This is a genomic window from Pseudomonas sp. FR229a, from assembly GCF_030209115.1.
In the GTDB taxonomy this organism is placed as follows: domain Bacteria; phylum Pseudomonadota; class Gammaproteobacteria; order Pseudomonadales; family Pseudomonadaceae; genus Aquipseudomonas; species Aquipseudomonas moraviensis_A.
On the sequence record NZ_JARVSP010000002.1, the window covers coordinates 98,770 to 115,697 of the forward strand.

General features: G+C 60.2%; 14 protein-coding genes. 9 read left to right on the forward strand and 5 right to left on the reverse strand.

Annotated features, from left to right (window positions below; all coding sequences use genetic code 11):
• Positions 1-37 precede the first annotated feature (37 nt).
• From QRN33_RS01820 to QRN33_RS01830, 3 genes are read left to right on the forward strand one after another with little or no spacing between them, the layout of a single operon-like run.
• Positions 38-1,246, forward strand: coding sequence for an MFS transporter (locus tag QRN33_RS01820; protein ID WP_123418752.1), 1,209 nt, complete (start codon positions 38-40; stop codon positions 1,244-1,246).
• Positions 1,243-1,365 (forward strand): hypothetical protein, encoded by a 123-nt coding sequence (locus tag QRN33_RS01825; RefSeq protein WP_259740503.1) that lies wholly within the window; start codon positions 1,243-1,245, stop codon positions 1,363-1,365. Before QRN33_RS01820 ends, QRN33_RS01825 begins: the two co-directional genes overlap by 4 nt.
• A 54-nt stretch (positions 1,366-1,419) precedes the next feature.
• Positions 1,420-1,980: a glutathione peroxidase gene (locus QRN33_RS01830; protein WP_064365416.1), complete on the forward strand. Its 561-nt coding sequence runs from the start codon at positions 1,420-1,422 to the stop codon at positions 1,978-1,980.
• Between the two features lie 210 nt (positions 1,981-2,190).
• Here the strand turns inward: QRN33_RS01830 and QRN33_RS01835 are convergent, their stop codons facing one another.
• The 3 genes from QRN33_RS01835 to QRN33_RS01845 form a co-directional block, all read right to left on the reverse strand.
• Positions 2,191-3,462 (reverse strand): OmpP1/FadL family transporter, encoded by a 1,272-nt coding sequence (locus QRN33_RS01835; protein WP_042607617.1) that lies wholly within the window; start codon positions 3,460-3,462, stop codon positions 2,191-2,193.
• Positions 3,463-3,608: 146 nt separating this feature from the next.
• The gene (locus QRN33_RS01840) at positions 3,609-4,091 is read right to left on the reverse strand and encodes a hypothetical protein (RefSeq protein WP_024012180.1); all 483 of its coding nucleotides are present in this window, start codon (positions 4,089-4,091) and stop codon (positions 3,609-3,611) included.
• Positions 4,092-4,363: 272 nt separating this feature from the next.
• Positions 4,364-4,588 (reverse strand): hypothetical protein, encoded by a 225-nt coding sequence (locus QRN33_RS01845; RefSeq protein ID WP_016773719.1) that lies wholly within the window; start codon positions 4,586-4,588, stop codon positions 4,364-4,366.
• A gap of 911 nt (positions 4,589-5,499) precedes the next feature.
• Here QRN33_RS01845 and QRN33_RS01850 point away from each other — a divergent pair.
• Both QRN33_RS01850 and QRN33_RS01855 read left to right on the forward strand, forming a co-directional pair.
• The gene (locus QRN33_RS01850) at positions 5,500-5,823 is read left to right on the forward strand and encodes an SEL1-like repeat protein (RefSeq protein WP_159245288.1); all 324 of its coding nucleotides are present in this window, start codon (positions 5,500-5,502) and stop codon (positions 5,821-5,823) included.
• 175 nt (positions 5,824-5,998) lie between these two features.
• Positions 5,999-7,363 carry a DNA recombination protein RmuC gene (locus QRN33_RS01855; RefSeq protein WP_165839196.1) on the forward strand — a complete coding sequence of 455 codons (1,365 nt, stop codon included), beginning with the start codon at positions 5,999-6,001 and terminating at the stop codon, positions 7,361-7,363.
• A gap of 419 nt (positions 7,364-7,782) precedes the next feature.
• Here the strand turns inward: QRN33_RS01855 and QRN33_RS01860 are convergent, their stop codons facing one another.
• Together QRN33_RS01860 and QRN33_RS01865 are read right to left on the reverse strand one after the other, a co-directional pair.
• Positions 7,783-11,253 carry a hybrid sensor histidine kinase/response regulator gene (locus QRN33_RS01860; protein WP_285406500.1) on the reverse strand — a complete coding sequence of 1,157 codons (3,471 nt, stop codon included), beginning with the start codon at positions 11,251-11,253 and terminating at the stop codon, positions 7,783-7,785.
• Positions 11,254-11,475: 222 nt separating this feature from the next.
• Positions 11,476-12,018 (reverse strand): TetR/AcrR family transcriptional regulator, encoded by a 543-nt coding sequence (locus tag QRN33_RS01865; protein WP_123418749.1) that lies wholly within the window; start codon positions 12,016-12,018, stop codon positions 11,476-11,478.
• A gap of 91 nt (positions 12,019-12,109) precedes the next feature.
• Between QRN33_RS01865 and QRN33_RS01870 the strand changes: the two genes are divergently transcribed.
• The 4 genes from QRN33_RS01870 to QRN33_RS01885 all read left to right on the forward strand — a co-directional run bounded on the left by QRN33_RS01870 (position 12,110) and on the right by QRN33_RS01885 (position 16,895).
• Positions 12,110-13,309, forward strand: a complete 1,200-nt coding sequence (locus QRN33_RS01870) for an MFS transporter (RefSeq protein WP_285406502.1) — start codon at positions 12,110-12,112, stop codon at positions 13,307-13,309.
• A gap of 49 nt (positions 13,310-13,358) precedes the next feature.
• Entirely contained in the window at positions 13,359-13,670 is a 312-nt protein-coding gene (locus QRN33_RS01875) for a cupin domain-containing protein (protein WP_227973954.1), read from the forward strand.
• Positions 13,671-13,775: 105 nt separating this feature from the next.
• Positions 13,776-14,927, forward strand: a complete 1,152-nt coding sequence (locus QRN33_RS01880; protein WP_285406507.1) for a TDT family transporter — start codon at positions 13,776-13,778, stop codon at positions 14,925-14,927.
• Between the two features lie 96 nt (positions 14,928-15,023).
• Complete coding sequence (locus tag QRN33_RS01885) at positions 15,024-16,895, forward strand: MFS transporter (protein WP_285406508.1); 1,872 nt, start codon at positions 15,024-15,026, stop codon at positions 16,893-16,895.
• Positions 16,896-16,928: the final 33 nt, after the last annotated feature.

Below are 16,928 nucleotides of genomic sequence, written 5' to 3' on the forward strand. Positions count from 1 at the left end.
GCTCAAGCGGGTATATACCCGCGACTGGAGAATAACAATGACAACGATGTGGCGTACGTGCGGTTGGGTGTTGCTGGGGAGTGCGCTGATCCTGGCGTTGTCGTTGGGCGTGCGCCACGGTTTTGGTCTGTTTTTGTCGCCGATGAGCGCGCAATTCGGCTGGGGGCGCGAGGTGTTTGCCTTCGCCATCGCCCTGCAGAACCTGATCTGGGGCCTGGCGCAACCGTTCACCGGCGCGCTGGCCGACCGTTTCGGCGCGGCGAAGGTGGTGCTGGTCGGCGGTGTGCTCTACGCGTTGGGTCTGGTGTGCATGGGCTTGTCCGATTCGCCGGTGACCCTGTCGCTGAGCGCTGGCCTGTTGATCGGTATCGGTTTGTCCGGCACCTCGTTCTCGGTGATCCTCGGCGTGGTCGGTCGCGCCGTGCCGGCCGACAAACGCAGCATGGGCATGGGCATTGCCAGCGCCGCCGGTTCGTTCGGCCAGTTTGCCATGTTGCCGGGCACCCTCGGGTTGATTGGCTGGCTCGGCTGGTCGGCTGCGCTGCTGGTGCTGGGCTTGCTGGTGGCGATGATCGTGCCGCTGGTGAGCATGCTCAAGGACAAGCCATTGCCGGTACTCGGCCACGAGCAATCCCTTGGCGAAGCACTGCGCGAAGCCTGCTCACATTCAGGGTTCTGGCTGCTGGCGTTCGGCTTTTTCGTCTGCGGCTTCCAGGTGGTGTTCATCGGCGTGCACTTGCCGGCGTATCTGGTTGATCAGCATCTGCCCGCGAGCGTCGGCACTACGGTGCTGGCGTTGATCGGACTGTTCAATATTTTCGGCACCTACACCGCCGGCTGGCTCGGTGGCCGCATGTCCAAACCGCGTCTTTTGACTGCGCTGTATCTGCTGCGCGCGGTGGTGATCGTGCTGTTCCTGTGGCTGCCGGTGACGACCACATCGGCCTATCTGTTCGGCATGGCCATGGGCTTTCTGTGGCTGTCGACGGTGCCGTTGACCAACGGTACGGTGGCGACCTTGTTCGGCGTGCGCAATTTGTCCATGCTCGGTGGCATCGTCTTTCTGTTCCATCAGCTCGGCTCGTTTCTTGGCGGCTGGCTGGGCGGGGTGGTGTACGACCGAACCGGGAGTTATGACTTGATCTGGCAAGTGGCGATTCTCTTGAGCCTGTTGGCGGCGGCGCTTAACTGGCCGGTGCGCGAGCGGCCGGTGGCACGCCTGCAAGCCAGTGCGAGCGCGGCATGAGCCGAATCTGCACGCGCCTGGTCATCAGCGCACTGGCTGCGGCGCTGTTGGCGCTGGTGTGGTGGGGCTGGCAGCGCGGCGGTCTGGCGCTGATGCAGTTGGGCATGAGCATTTGCTAGATGGCAGCGTGGCGAGTAACGTCGAAACCTGATGACTGCCCAAGGAAGTTCGACATGTTGATGCGCTGGTGTGCTGTTCCCGCGTTGCTGATGGCGTTGACTGGCCTGGCCCAGGCCGCCGATTGTCCTGACCTGTTGCAAGGCTCGCTGCCGAAGTTGCGCGCCAAGGAATCCATCGATCTGTGCAAGCAGTACGCCGACAAGCCGCTGGTGGTGGTCAATACTGCCAGCTTCTGCGGTTTCGCTCCGCAGTTCGAAGGACTTGAAGCGCTCAACAAGCGCTACAAGGCGCAAGGGCTGGAGATGCTTGGCGTGCCGTCGAACGACTTCAAGCAAGAATCCAGGGACAGCGCGGAAACCGCCAAGGTCTGCTACGCCAACTATGGCGTGACGTTCAACATGACCGAACCGCAGAAGGTTCGCGGTGATGACGCCACGCATCTGTTCCAGGTGCTGGCGGCGCAGAGCAATGCGCCGAAGTGGAATTTCTACAAGTACGTAGTCGATCGGCAGGGCAAGGTTGTGGCGAGTTTTTCCAGTTTGACCAAACCGGATGATCCCGAGTTTATCGCCGCGATCGAAAAGGCGATTGCCTCCAAACCGCTAAAGCCCTGATTAACGTTGTTCCCTGTGGGAGCGAGCCTGCTCGCGAAGCGGTGTGACAGGTCAGCACATCAACATCTGACATACCGCCTTCGCGAGCAGGCTCGCTCCCACAATGGAAATTTGTCGTTTCAGTGAAAAGTTGCAGGCATGAAAAAGCCCCGCCTCTGCAAAGAGAGCGGGGCTTTTTCGTGGGCGAGGATTGCGCCTCGCCACGGTGCATCAGAAGCGGTAAGTCGCGCCGACACCGAAGCCGTTTGCCGAGTTTTCATACTTGGCATCGTAGCTCTGGCCACGCGCGTTTTCGTTGCGGATCTTGACCGACTCTTCTTTCAGGTACGAGTACGCGACGTCGATGGTCAGGTCGTCGGTCGGGCTCCAGCCGGCACCGATACTGAAGATGGTGCGGTCGCCAGTCGGGATGCGTGGCGAGCGGTCTTCGTTGTTAGTCGGCGACTGGTCGAAGGTCAGACCGGTACGCAGTACCCATTCCTTGTTCAACTGGTACGAGGTACCCACCGCGTAGGCCCAGGAGTCATGCCAGTTCTGGTCTTCGTTGATCGAACCGAACTGACCGGCCAGCAGAGGCTGCACGCCGGAGTTCTTCACGGTGATCTTGTCCAGCTGGCTCCAGCGAGTCCAGGTGGTACCGGCGTAGACGTTCCAGCGATCGTTGATCGCCTGGGTGACCGAGAAGTCCACGGATTCCGGCGTGGTGATCTTCAGCGAAGCGTCGTACTTCTGATTCGCGCCTACGCCCACGAGCGCCAGTGCGCCGTAGTTGACCTTGGTGTTGCCTTCGAGTTTGTAGTCGACCTTGGAGTGATAGGTCAGGCCCAGGCGGGTGGTGTCGGTGGCCTGGACCAGCAAGCCGACGTTGTAGCCCAGCGCGGTATCGTCACCCTTGATCTTGACCTTGCCGTCCGGCAGTGCCTGGGTGATCGAGAGGTTGGATTCCAGCGAGCCGTCGATGCGGTTGATCGTAGGGCCGAAACCGATCGATACCTTGTCGTTGAAGGCGTAGCTGACGGTTGGCTGGAAGGTGATCACCTGTACTTCGGACTTGCTGCCGAAGTAACGGCCGGCGAAGCCTTTTTCGTAATCCGTGATCAGGCCGAACGGCACATAGACACCCAGACCAAAAGCCCAATGGTCATCGATCGGTTTTACATAGAAGCCCATAGGTACGGCGGTGAAGGGCACCATGTCGCCTTTGTTGCTGCCGCCGTTCGGGCTGGAGCTGGCGTTGCTGATATCGGTGTGTGCATCGACAACGGCGACGCCGCCGGTGACTTGTTCGCGCTTGATGCGCGCCATGCCGGCCGGGTTGCCATAAACAGTGCTTGCGTCGTCGGCAGAAGAAGATCGCCCGGCAAAACCAGTCCCCATCCCACTGATGCTTTGTTCGTTGAGGGCAAAACCTGCCGCGAAGATCTGCGTGGAGGCAAGGGTAACGGCGAGGCTAAGGGTGGTTTTGAGCATGACTTTTTTCATTATTAGAACTCCTGGTGATCACCGGGGCGAAAATTACCAACATTTTCGTCCCAGCGCTATAGCCCGTATGCCTTGAGTTAGAGCGGTTTTGTAGGACAATCCGACCAGAATGGCAGCCTGTTGCGAGAACTTGTGGAACCGCACGGTCAGCAAGCGACCTGATTCAGCGGTGAAACACAGGTTTGCCAGGCATAGGTGAAGTCACGCAGACGACCTTGCGGTTGAAAGGTCTGGCGCCAGATGCGCGCCATGCCGAGCAGGTCGGTCGGAGCGGGGAGGGTGGGGTTCTGTTCTTCTACCAGCAGCCAGGCAATGGCAGTGGCGTAACGCAGGTTGACGGTCAGTTCCAGGTGCGGGCCGCTGAGAAATGCGTGCTGGCTGGCGAGGCCGCGCACCAGGCTGGCGCGCTCCGGATCGAGCGCCAGATAATCGTCCCATAGCGCCTGATGTCGATGCTCGGCGATCCGGTAGAGGCCGTGGCCACGGCGGTCATGCAGGGCAGACCCGAGGGCGGACTGGCTGGCGGCGATGCCCAGCAGCAGGGATTCGGCGGTTGCGCAGTGGCGTCCCAGATAGATCAATGTGGGACGGATCACATAGCGGCACAGTTCGCTGGCAGCGATACCCATAACACCCTCGTTTCCTGTTGTGGAGGGCGAGTCCTGAAGGGGGCTTTGGCAGCAGTGGATCGACTCAGGCTCGCCGCAAGCGGGTCACGCCGCTTGAGTTGAAGTGTAGTGTCATATTCAGCGTGTAAAGGCCTGTTTTTAAAATATTTCCGCCATCGCATCCCGAGCGTTAGATCGGAACATGCTTAGCAGAGCAGCGCTAACAGTGAAATATCAGGCAATAAAAAGCCCCGCTTTTCAGCAGGGCTTTGCTTTTGCAGCCTGGTCGGCTTTCAGGCAACCAGTGCCTGACGCGTACGCTCGATCACGGCCTGCAGCGGTTCGGCGCTGGAGTATTGATCGGGGTACAAACGCTCGCTGTGACGAGCGATGCCGTGTTCATTGACCACGGTGAAGCTGAAGCAGCCTTTGCGAGCGGCCATGATCAGGCAGTTCATTGGAGCAAAAGCGTTGGTTAGGGTGCGAATGGCATCCTGAGTCTGGATTTGAGTAGACATAGTTATTAGGTGTTCCTACAAATGACACGGATAAGAACCGTGCAACGTTAAAACGTTCCAGTAACGTTGATCACCATTGATCGAACGAAGAACCCGACTGGAACAAAGCAGCCAGTTTGAAGCGCTGATAAATGAGCGCGCTTGGGCTGGCAGGTAGGTACTTAGGAGGACAGGCATCACAGCGAGGGCAAAGGTTCTGGGCCCGGGGTGAAGATCCTGATCAATTTGCAGGTTGGTTCGGTCAGAGTAAGTGTTCTTCGCAACGCCCTTTGCTTTCATTCAAAGGCAGCGTCGTCGCAAGATTTACCTGGAAACCATCGAGGGGTCGGTCCCGCTTTTTTCGGATATTTCTTCCTGTTGGAAGATTGACCGTGGGAGATGTTCGACCGGAATTGACTTTCAGCTTGGTACTAACGCCGCGGATAGTAACGGATCCATCGAGACGAAGCAAACCCCGCAATGAAAAAAAGCCTGAAGGGACGTGGCTGCACGTGACCATCCGTCGGAGCGCGGGCTTTCTCGCAAATACGCTTGGCCTCTTCCGCTGCATAAAACGACCCGAAAAAGCGCACGCATATAACCGTCTCACAGGTACTTGTGCACATTAGTTGCACAGACCGTAACGTCACTGTCACATCAATCCTGACTCCAGCCGCTGCCTGTATCAAAAGTTTAAGTCAATGAAAAATATCGCCTTTTTTTGTTGGTGAAAAAATCGTCAGTTTGACTGCGAGCCCCATTCCACAAGGCTTTGCGAGGATCACAGAGGGGTTGTCCACTGACTTATCCACAGCTTCTGTGGATTGTCCCTAGCGCTTGCTCTAGGACGGGCGTGCCGGGTTTTTTTCGACTTTACCTGTAAGAAAAAGAGAGTAAAGTGGCGCGCCTTCCGATCTGTCCCGCAGTGCTTTATGAAGTTTCGCTCAGTATCAGACTCTGTTACCCCAAAGCCGAATCCTGTTACCCCGCCCAAGCGCTTCTCCGTCCGCGTGGCTGAATGGTTGCTCGATGCCCCGCGCCTGAGCGATAGCCCCAGCGCCAAGCATCTCGCCGGCCGTCTGCTCAAGCAACCGGCCCGTGAAGGCGTGGTCGCCGCGCAAAGCCGTCTTGGCCAACTGATCTGCCGTGAATGCGGCAACGCGCGTGACCGGCGTATCGGTCAGGAGCTGCTGCGTCAGGCCGCCCGTGCCGGTGACCGGCGCGCGCAGCAGGAACTCGGTCTGATCGAAGACTGAGCTGTCCAAGCCCTGACACCTTGGTTAACCTTCAGGCTTTATCCGATTGGCAGGAGTCGCTATGGCTATGGACTTGACCAGCTTATTGCTTGGTCTGGCGGCAGCAGGGTTGCCGCTGCTGGCGTTGGCCTGGCAACTGCAGCGCCGGGCCAGCGGCGCCCAGGCCGATCTGGCCTTGCTCGAAGAGCGCCTGGCCATGGCGCAAATGGCTCAGGACGGCCTCAACGCGCAGCTTGAAGCCAGCCGCGATGAGATCGCCGACCTTGGCCAGGCCAACGCCGCCAAACAGGCAGACCTCGCCGCGCTGCGCCGCGAAGTCGAGTTGTTGCAGATCGAGCGCGACGACGCCCGCGATGCGTCCCACGCCTGGAACCTCGAACGCGCCAACAAGGACGCCGAATTGCGCCGTCTCGACGCCCAGGCCGCCTCGTTGAGTGCCGAGTTGCGCGAGCAACAGGAAAGCCATCAACAACGCCTCGACGACCTGCAAGGCTCGCGGGATGAATTGCGTGCGCAATTCGCCGAGCTGGCCGGCAAGATCTTCGATGAGCGTGAACAGCGCTTTGCCGAGACCAGCCAGCAACGCCTCGGCCAGTTGCTCGACCCGTTGAAAGAGCGCATCCAGTCCTTCGAAAAACGCGTGGAAGAGAGCTATCAGGCCGAAGCCCGCGAGCGTTTCTCGCTGGCCAAGGAACTCGAGCGTTTGCAGGCGTTGAATCTGCGTCTGAGCGACGAAGCGACTAACCTGACCCGCGCCCTCAAGGGCCAGAAAACCCAGGGCAATTGGGGCGAGCTGATTCTCGAGCGTGTTCTGGAACACGCAGGTCTGGAAAAGGGCCGCGAGTACCAGACCCAGGTCAATCTCAAAGGCCCGGACGGCGAGCGCTTCCAGCCCGATGTGATCATTTACCTGCCCGGTGACAAGCAAGTCGTGGTCGACTCGAAAGTCAGTCTCACGGCCTATCAACAATATGTGGCGGCCGACGATGACACGTTGGGGCAGATCGCGATCAAGCAGCACGTGCTGTCGCTGCGCAATCACGTCAAAGGCCTGGCCGGCAAGGACTACAAGCGCCTGGAAGGCTTGCACAGCCTCGATTTCGTTTTGCTGTTCGTGCCGATCGAAGCGGCGTTTTCCGCTGCGTTACAGGCTGAGCCTTCGCTGTTTCAGGAAGCCTTTGACCGCAATATCGTGATTGTCAGCCCGACCACGCTGTTGGCTACGCTGCGGGTGATCGACAGTCTGTGGAAGCAGGAACGCCAGAGCCAGAACGCCCGGGAAATTGCCGAGCGCGCGGGGTGGCTGTACGACAAGTTCGTGCTGTTTATTCAGGATCTGGATGAAGTCGGCAATCGTCTGCAGCAACTGGACAAGGCCTACAGCTCGGCTCGTAACAAGCTGACAGAAGGGCGCGGCAATCTGGTCAGTCGCAGTGAGCAGTTGAAGTTGCTCGGTGCGCGGGCGAGCAAGAGTTTGCCGGCGGATTTGCTGGAGCGGGCGATGACTGATGTTGATGGGTTGGTTGAGTTGCCTGAGTAGGCGTCGTTTTTTTGGCTGATTGTGAGTACGTATCCGTTGCTGCGGTGATGGCGGCTGGCGGTTTCGCCCTTACGGCGAGGCACTTTTTCCAGACGCCGAAAAAGTACCCAAAAAGGCTTGCTCCTGCGTTCGGCCCTCGCAGGCTCGGGCTCCTTCGCTCCGGGACTGATCCGGGCGCAGCGGCTCCGGTTTGCTTCGCTGCACCTACACTCGCTGTGTTTGGCTGCGCCAAACGGTCGCTGCGCTCCCACCCCCGGATCAATCCCTCCGCTCAGCCTTCCGATGTCGCCCGTGGATCAAGATCAAAAGCACTCGAGCTAACGCTCATTGTGTAGGAGCTGCCGAAGGCTGCGATCTTTTGATTTTTTGCCTTTCTGTGGGAGCGAGCCTGCTCGCGAAGGCGTCGGCGAAATCACCGCCTACAGCGGCAGATACCGACTCAACAGGGCCCGCAACGCCGCGGGCTTCACCGGTTTGGCCAGATAATCCAGTCCTGCTGCATGCACCAGTGCCACCGTCTCCGGGCGCCCATCCGCACTGATTACCACGCCGGGCACCGGTTCGCCCAGACGCGTACGCAACCAGGCCATCAGCTCCGTACCGGTGTCGCCGTGATCGAGGTGATAGTCGACCAGGGCGAGTTGCGGCCGTACGCCCTCATTCAATATCGCGGCGCATTCGTCGCGATTGCGTGCCGTCCACACCTGGCAGCCCCAGCGGCTGAGCAGGCTGTTCATGCCAATCAAAATGCTGTCTTCGTTATCGATGCACAGCACCTGCGCGCCGCTGAGCAATTTGCCGTTCAGTTCCACGGCTGCGTTCGCGGGAGGCGTTTGTGTGCGCGCCAGCTGCACCGTCACGCTGAATACGCTGCCACGGCCCGGCCACGAACGAACGCGCAAGGTATGCCCGAGCACCCGGCACAAGCCGTCGGCGATTGCCAGACCCAGGCCCAGGCCTTTCTCCGCGCGGGTCTGGTGGCTGTCGAGGCGCTTGAATTCTTCGAAGATCACCTGCTGCTTGTCTTCCGGAATGCCCGGCCCGCGATCCCAGACCTCCAGACACAACTCGCCGTCACGCCGGCGCACGCCCAGCAGCACCGGGCCCTTGGCGTAGCGGAAAGCGTTGGTGAGGAAGTTTTGCAGAATCCGCCGCAGCAGCTTGATGTCGCTGTCGATGCGCAATTGACTGCCGCGCACCCGGAACGTCAGCTTCTGCTCCTGGGCAAGCGCTTTGAATTCCGCACCGAGGGTGTCGAACAGTTCATTGACCGCGAAGGGCTTGCGATCCGGGTTGATCTTGCCGTTTTCCAGGCGCGAGATGTCCAGCAGATCGCTGATCAGGTCTTCGGCTGAACGCAGCGAGCTGTCGAGGTGTTGCACCAGTTGTTGCGCCTCGGCGCTCAAGCCTTCGTTTTGATGGGAGAGGGCGGCGGAGAACAGCCGTGCGGCGTTCAGCGGCTGCATCAAGTCATGGCTGACGGCGGCAAGAAAGCGGGTTTTCGACTGGTTCGCCGCTTCGGCGGTGCCCTTGGCTTCGGTGAGTGCGACGTTGAGTTGCGAGAGTTCCTGGGTGCGCTCGCTGACCCGTTGTTCGAGACCTTCGTTGGCCTCGGTGAGCGCCTGTTCGGCCTCGCGGAACGCGGTAATGTCGGTGAAACTCATGACGAAACCGCCGCCGGGCATCGGGTTGCCGATCAGCTCAATCACCCGGCCATTGGGGAACAGCCGTTCGGAGGTGTGCGCGCGGCCCTGGCGCATCCAGTGCAAGCGGCGCGCAACGTGCACTTCGGCCTCGCCGGGGCCGCATAGGCCACGTTCGGCGTTGTAGCGAATGATGTCGGCAATCGGTCGGCCGACGCTGATCAAACCGTCGGGGTAGTTGAACAGTTCCAGATAACGCCGGTTCCACGCCACCAGTTTCAGCGATTGATCGACCACGCTGATGCCTTGCGTGATGTTCTCGATCGCGCCTTGCAGCAGCGCACGGTTGAATTGCAGCACCTCCGAGGCTTCGTCGGCGATGCGGACTACGTCCTCCAGCTGCATTTCCCGACCTTCGATGGCGGCTTTTACGACAGCGCGCGTCGAAGAGGCACCGAGGACACCGGCGAGCAAGCGTTCGGTGTGAGCAATCCATTCGCTGTCGGCGTTCTGGTTGGGGTTGAAGCCCTTGCCCTGGCGGTAGGCGAAACGAATGAAGCTCTGTCGCGCCCGTTCTTCGCCGACAAAACGCGCCGCCAATTGCAGCAGATCGTCGATCTGCACCGCCAGCATCGAGCGACCATTGGGCCGCGCGCTGATTTCCTGGCCGATGAAACGCCCTGCCTGCCAGTGTTCCGAAACCCGCGTGCGCGACAGCACCGAGACCCAGGCAAACAGGGTGAAGTTACCCGCCAGCGACAGCACCACGCCTTGGGTCAGCGGCGTGATCGGCAGGTTCAGCGGATTGCTGTGCAGCCACGCCAAGCCGGGGAAGCTCGCCAGCGACCAGCCGAGACTGTGCGCGGCAATCGGCAGCACCAGCGTGTAGAACCACAGGAAAGTGCCGGTGGCGAGACCGGCAAACACGCCACGGCGGTTGGCCTGTTTCCAGTACAACGCGCCGAGCATCGCTGGCGCCAGTTGCGTTACCGCCGCGAAGGCGATCTGGCCGATGGTCGCCAGGCTCGCGGTCGAGCCGAGCAAGCGATAGCTGACGTAGGCCAGCAGCAGAATGACCACGATGCTGACCCGGCGCACCGAGAGCATCCACTGGCGGAACACTTCGAACGGGCGCTCGGCGTTGTTGCGGCGCAACAGCCACGGCAACAGCATGTCGTTGGAGACCATGGTCGACAGCGCGACGCTGGCGACAATCACCATGCCGGTCGCTGCCGATGCACCACCGATGAACGCCAGCATGGCCAGCGCCGGATGCGCCTGGGCCAGCGGCAGGCTGATCACGAAGGAGTCGGGCAGCACGTGGCTGGGCAGCAGCATCTGACCGGCGAGAGCGATCGGGACTACAAACAGTGCGGCCAACGCCAGATAGGCCGGGAACACCCATTTCGCCAGTCGCAGATCCTGCGGGTCGATGTTCTCCACCACGGTGACGTGAAATTGCCGGGGCAGGCAGATGATCGCCATCATCGCTACGCCGGTCTGCACCACCATCGACGGCCAGTTGATGGTTTCCTTCCAATAGGCTTCAAGGCGCGGGGCGAGCATCGCCTGATTGAACAGGTCGTCGAAACCGTCATACAGGCCGTAAGTAACGAAAGCGCCGACGGCGAGAAAAGCGAACAGCTTGACCAGCGATTCGAAAGCGATCGCCAGCACCATGCCACGGTGGTGTTCGGTGGCATCAAGGTTGCGCGTGCCGAAGACGATAGTGAACAACGCCAGCACCAGCGACACGATCAGCGCCGTGTCCTGAGCGCGGGTGCCCATGGCATCGGCGCCGGCGCCGATCAGCAGGTTCACGCCGAGGACGATGCCTTTGAGTTGCAGGGCGATATAGGGCAAGACGCCGACCAGGCAGATCAGCGCCACGACCACCGCCAGCGATTGCGATTTGCCGTAGCGCGCGGCGATGAAGTCGGCGATGGAGGTGATGTTCTCCTGTTTGCTGATCATCACCATTTTCTGCAGGACCCACGGGGCGCCGACCAGCAGCAGGATCGGCCCGAGGTAGATAGGCAGGAACGACCATAGTTGTTCAGCCGCCTGTCCCACCGCGCCGAAGAACGTCCAACTGGTGCAGTAAACCGCCAGCGACAGGCTGTACACCCAGGCACGCACCCGCGGCGGCAACGGCGTGCTGCGACGGTCGCCGTAGAAGGCGATGGCGAACATGATGGCCATGTAGGCCAGGGCAACGACGGCGATCAGCCCGGTGGACAACGGCATGCAGCACTCCCGACAAAAGACTCCCCGGCACTCCTGCCCGGGCGAACAGTCTCGCACGGGCGCGGCGGTTAGTCAGTGTCGACCAAGGTCGTGGCGCGGCGGGGTGTCGCAGGCGGGGTACCGGGTGGTTTTTATGGTAACCGGGCGGGCCTCTTCGCGAGCAGGCTCGCTCCCACGGTTGGAATGCATTCCCTTGTGGGAGCAAGCCTGCTCGCGAAGGCGTCAGTCCAGACGCAGCGCGATATCGATCAGGCGATGGAGCTCTTCAATCTCCAGCGCCGTCGCCGAAAACAGAATCCGGAATACCACCGGCGCCACCACCAGATTGATCAAGCGATCGACACTCGGCGTTTTCTCATGCGCATAGCGATCGACAATGGTCTGCAACTGCGCACCAATGATTGCCACGCAATAGCCCGGCGTAGCGCTCGCCTGCACGTCACGCATCATGTTGCGCCCGACCTCCGAACTCATCTCGTCGAGATACTGCTCGGCCCACGCGCGGATATCGCCGCGCAGACTTCCAGTGTCCGCCGGTTCGCTGTCCGGGCGCATGCGGGCGAGGGCGACGTCCGCCAGCAACGCCGCCAGATCACCCCAGCGCCGATAGATCGTCGACGGCGTAACCCCCGCGCGGGCAGCGATTTGCGGGACGGTCACGGTGGAACGTTCCTGCTCTTGCAACAGCGCATTGACAGCCGAATGGATCGACTCTTGCACCCGGGCACTGCGGCCACCGGGGCGTAAACCTTCTTTAATAGCCATGGTTCAGACCTTAACACAAAGAATTTGCTTTAAGCGCGAGGCGGTAGCACACTGCGTAAAAGCAAAAAGTTAGCTTTTGCGGAGTGTCCCTATGACCAGCCTTTTGAACAAAGTTGCTTCCCATCGATCCAGCCTGTGGTTTCTGGCGATCACCTTACTCAGTTTTCTCGCCGCTTCCACCGCGCCGACGCCGTTGTATCACCTGTATCAGGACCAATTGCATTTCTCGTCAGCGATGCTGACGCTGATCTTCGCCGTTTACGCCTTGAGTCTGTTGGCGGCGTTGCTGACGGTCGGTTCGCTTTCCGACCATTTGGGCCGCAAACCGGTGATTTTCAGCGCGGTTCTGCTCAATGCCCTGGCGATGCTGCTGTTCATTTATGCCGACAGCGTCGCCTGGTTGATCGGCGCGCGGGTGCTGCAGGGGTTCGCCACCGGCATGGCCACCGCCGTTTTGAGCGCAACATTGCTCGACACCGATCGCCAGCAGGGGCCGTTGATCAACAGCGTCGCGCCGTTACTCGGAATGGCTTTGGGCGGTTTGGGCTGTGGCTTGCTCGCTGAATTCGCACCCGCGCCGTTGCAGCTGACCTACTGGTTGCTGCTGGCGTTGTTCGTGTTGCAGGGCGTGTATGTCTGGCGCTTGCCGGAAAGTGTTTCGCGACAGAGCGGGGCGTGGGCGTCGTTGCGGCCGACCTTGCATGTGCCGGTGCAGGCGCGTTCAACATTGTGGCGAGTGTTGCCATTGAATACTGCAACCTGGGCGCTCGGAGGTTTTTATGCCTCGCTGGCACCGTCATTGGTACGCACAGCCACCGGCTCGACCTCCAACCTGATCGGCGGCGCGACGGTGGCGGCATTGACCGTGACCGGCGCGTTGATGATCTTCACCATGCGCAACCGCCCGGCTGCTCAGGCGCTGCTGCTGGGCGCGAGCTTGCTGCCGGTCGGGCTGATACTGATTTTGCTTGGGGTACACGGCGCCAGTCTGTCGCTGTTTTTCTTTGGCACGGTGGTCGCCGGTTGTGGTTTTGGCTCGGGTTTTCTGGGTGCGGTGCGCAGTCTGGTACCGCTGGCCTTGCCCCACGAGCGAGCCGGGTTGATGTCTGCGTATTACGTGCTCAGTTATCTGGCATTTTGTCTGCCGGCGCTGCTGGCCGGGCATCTGGCGCGCAGCTTCGGATTGCTGGCGACCACCGACGGTTACGGCGTTGTGCTGATCGTGCTGGCCGTGGCTGCGCTGCTGCTCAGTCTGCGGCCCCAGGCGGGTAAAATTTGCAGTGCTCCTTGAGCGCCGCGGTTTCGGTTAGCCTTGGCGAACTTCTCTCACGGATCGACTCATGAAGATTATCCGCAGCAAATCGTTTACCGCCGAACGCGCCTGGGGTGCCTTGGACATCGCCAACATGAACGGCATCACCACGCGCCTGCACTGGACCGATCAGCCCTACAAATGGCACGTCAATGACGGAGAAGAAGTGTTCGTAGTGCTCGATGGTCGGGTGCAGATGCATTACCGCGAGGGCGGCGAGGAGCGGCAGGTTGTGTTGGACACAGGCGATATTTTCTATGCCTCGGTCGGCACCGAGCACGTCGCCCATCCGCAAGGCGAGGCGCGGATTCTGGTAATCGAATCGGAGGGTAGCGTTTAGCTGTTTATCTGGAAAACAGATAACAGTTAGAGATATTACCCGTTATATCGATATTCGATTCGGATCTACCATGGGCTCAACCTCACCAGAGGACAGGAGCTCATGATGATTTGCCCCAACAGTGTCACCCCTAGCTTCATCCCTTTCAGCCAGCTTCACCATCCCCGCGAAGTGATTCGTCAATTCACGCCAAACTGGTTTGCCGCGACCATGGGCACCGGTGTGCTGGCATTGGCGCTGGCGCAATTGCCGCTGGCCATTCCCGGATTGCGCGCCGTGGCTGAAGGGCTGTGGCTGTTCAACATTGTCTTGTTCACGCTGTTTAGTGCTGCCTATGCCGCCCGGTGGATGTTGTTCTTCGATGAAGCACGACGGATTTTCGGCCATTCAACCGTGTCGATGTTCTTCGGCACCATTCCCATGGGCCTGGCGACGATCATCAACGGTTTTCTGCTGTTCGGCGTGCCGCGCTGGGGTGACGGAGTAATCCAACTGGTTGAAGCGTTGTGGTGGATCGATGTGGCGATGTCGCTGGCCTGCGGCGTGCTGATTCCCTACATGATGTTTACTCGTCAGGAGCACAGCATCGATCAGATGACCGCGGTGTGGTTGCTGCCGGTAGTGGCGGCGGAAGTGGCTGCGGCCAGCGGCGGCTTGCTCGCCCCGCATCTGACGGACGCCCATGCGCAACTCATCGTACTGACCAGCAGCTACGTGCTCTGGGCCTTTTCCCTGCCGGTAGCGTTCAGCATTCTGACCATCCTGTTGTTGCGCATGGCCTTGCACAAACTGCCCCATGAAAACATGGCCGCGTCGAGCTGGCTGGCCCTCGGGCCGATCGGCACCGGTGCGTTGGGCATGTTGCTGCTGGGCGGTGAGGCCCCAGCGATTTTTGCCGCGAATGGTCTGCCCGGTGTCGGCGAAATCGCCTCGGGTCTGGGCCTGGTGGCGGGAGTGACGTTGTGGGGTTTTGGTCTGTGGTGGAAGTTGATGGCGCTGCTGATCACCGTGCGTTATCTGCGTGACGGCATTCCGTTCAACCTCGGCTGGTGGGGCTTCACCTTCCCGCTGGGCGTGTATTCCCTGGCGACGCTGAAGCTGGCGAGCATCCTCAGCCTGACGTTTTTCAGCGTGTTCGGTACGGCGCTGGTGATTTTGTTGGCGGCGATGTGGCTGATCGTCGGCAAGCGCACCGTGCAGGGCGCGTGGCGTGGCGAGCTATTTGTCTCGCCGTGTATCGCAGGTTTGAAGAAATAAACTGAAAAGTTTAGGTAAGGTGTGGCCTGGATCGTGGTGCGGCATTCCAATAACAAGCACCCAGGCCTCTCTACCCAACATCAGGAAACACGGAAGATGAGTCACCCCTCACAGTTCAACCTGTTGCGTACCCGGCGCTTTTTGCCCTTCTTTATTACCCAGTCGCTCGGCGCGTTTAACGACAACGTATTTAAACAGTCGTTGATCCTCGCCATCCTCTATCGGCTGACCATCGAGGGTGACCGCTCGATCTGGGTCAACCTTTGCGCGCTGCTGTTTATCCTGCCGTTTTTCCTGTTCTCGGCACTGGCCGGGCAATTCGGGGAAAAATTCGCCAAGGACGCGCTGATCCGCCTGATCAAGCTCGCAGAAATCGCCATCATGGCCGTAGGATCGATCGGCTTTCTCTTCGATCATCTGTCACTGATGCTGGTCGCGCTGTTCGCCATGGGCACGCATTCGGCATTGTTCGGCCCGGTGAAGTATTCGATCCTGCCGCAGGCCTTGCGCGATGACGAACTGGTCGGCGGCAACGGTCTGGTGGAAATGGGCACGTTTCTGGCGATTCTCGCCGGCACCATCGGCGCCGGGATCATGATGTCGACCGAGCACTACGCGCCGGTGGTCTCCGCAGCGATCGTCGGCATTGCCGTGCTGGGTTACCTGGCCAGCCGCAGCATTCCGCGTGCGGCGGCATCGTCGCCGGAAATGCGCCTGAACTGGAACATCTTCAGCCAGTCCTGGGCGACGCTGAAACTCGGCCTGGGCCAGACGCCAGCGGTGTCGCGCTCGATTGTCGGCAACTCGTGGTTCTGGTTCGTCGGGGCGATCTACCTGACGCAGATCCCGGCCTACGCCAAGGAGTGGATGCACGGCGACGAAACAGTGGTGACGCTTATTCTGACGGTGTTCTCGGTGGGGATCGCGCTGGGTTCGATGCTCTGCGAAAAGCTCTCCGGGCGCAAAGTCGAGATCGGTCTGGTGCCGTTCGGCTCGTTCGGCCTGACCGTGTTTGGCCTGTTGCTGTGGTGGCATTCCGGGGGAATCCCGGACAGCGTCACCGGCCATAGCTGGATTGCCGTATTGGGCTTCGTTCACACCTGGGCGGTGTTGATCGATATTCTTGGTCTGGGCATTTTTGGCGGCTTCTATATTGTGCCGCTGTACGCGCTGATCCAGTCGCGCACGGCTGAAAACGAACGGGCGCGGGTGATTGCTGCCAACAATATTCTCAACGCGCTGTTTATGGTGGTGTCGGCGATTGTTTCGATCGTTTTGTTGAGCGTCGCCAAGCTGTCGATCCCGCAACTGTTCCTGGTGGTGTCGCTGCTGAACATCGGCGTCAACGCCTACATCTTCAAGATCGTCCCCGAATTCAGCATGCGCTTCATGATCTGGCTGCTCAGCCATTCCATGTACCGCGTCGAGCATCGCAACCTTGAAGCGATCCCGGACGAGGGGGCGGCGCTGCTGGTGTGCAATCACGTGTCATTCGTTGACGCCTTGCTGATCGGTGGCGCAGTGCGTAGGCCGATTCGCTTTGTCATGTACTACAAGATCTACAACCTGCCGGTGCTGAACTTTATCTTCCGCACGGCGGGCGCGATTCCTATCGCCGGACGCCAGGAAGACATCCAGATCTACGAAAAAGCCTTCACGCGCATTGCTCAGTATCTGAAGGAAGGCGAGCTGGTGTGCATTTTCCCGGAAGGAAAGTTGACCGCTGATGGCGAGATCAATGAATTCCGAGGTGGGGTGACGCGCATTCTCGAGGAGACGCCGGTGCCGGTGATTCCGCTGGCGTTGCAAGGATTGTGGGGGAGTTTCTTCAGTCGCGATCCGAACAAGGGCTTGTTCCACCGCTTGTGGTCGCGGGTGACGCTGGTGGCGGGGCCGGCGATTACCGAAGGGGCGGAACCGGCGAAGTTGCAAGGGTTGGTGGGGGAGTTGCGCGGATCCGTCAGATAGTCGGTGCATCAAAAGGCCCCTTCGCGAGCAGGC

Coding starts and splice junctions, on each gene's coding strand:
- QRN33_RS01865 (WP_123418749.1), bottom strand. CDS start 12,018: ATGGCTATTAAAGAAGGTTTACGCCCCGGTGGCCGCAGTGCCCGGGTG.
- QRN33_RS01845 (WP_016773719.1), bottom strand. CDS start 4,588: ATGTCTACTCAAATCCAGACTCAGGATGCCATTCGCACCCTAACCAAC.
- QRN33_RS01870 (WP_285406502.1), top strand. CDS start 12,110: ATGACCAGCCTTTTGAACAAAGTTGCTTCCCATCGATCCAGCCTGTGG.
- QRN33_RS01885 (WP_285406508.1), top strand. CDS start 15,024: ATGAGTCACCCCTCACAGTTCAACCTGTTGCGTACCCGGCGCTTTTTG.
- QRN33_RS01830 (WP_064365416.1), top strand. CDS start 1,420: ATGTTGATGCGCTGGTGTGCTGTTCCCGCGTTGCTGATGGCGTTGACT.
- QRN33_RS01875 (WP_227973954.1), top strand. CDS start 13,359: ATGAAGATTATCCGCAGCAAATCGTTTACCGCCGAACGCGCCTGGGGT.
- QRN33_RS01840 (WP_024012180.1), bottom strand. CDS start 4,091: ATGGGTATCGCTGCCAGCGAACTGTGCCGCTATGTGATCCGTCCCACA.
- QRN33_RS01860 (WP_285406500.1), bottom strand. CDS start 11,253: ATGCCGTTGTCCACCGGGCTGATCGCCGTCGTTGCCCTGGCCTACATG.
- QRN33_RS01850 (WP_159245288.1), top strand. CDS start 5,500: ATGAAGTTTCGCTCAGTATCAGACTCTGTTACCCCAAAGCCGAATCCT.
- QRN33_RS01835 (WP_042607617.1), bottom strand. CDS start 3,462: ATGAAAAAAGTCATGCTCAAAACCACCCTTAGCCTCGCCGTTACCCTT.
- QRN33_RS01820 (WP_123418752.1), top strand. CDS start 38: ATGACAACGATGTGGCGTACGTGCGGTTGGGTGTTGCTGGGGAGTGCG.
- QRN33_RS01825 (WP_259740503.1), top strand. CDS start 1,243: ATGAGCCGAATCTGCACGCGCCTGGTCATCAGCGCACTGGCTGCGGCG.
- QRN33_RS01880 (WP_285406507.1), top strand. CDS start 13,776: ATGATTTGCCCCAACAGTGTCACCCCTAGCTTCATCCCTTTCAGCCAG.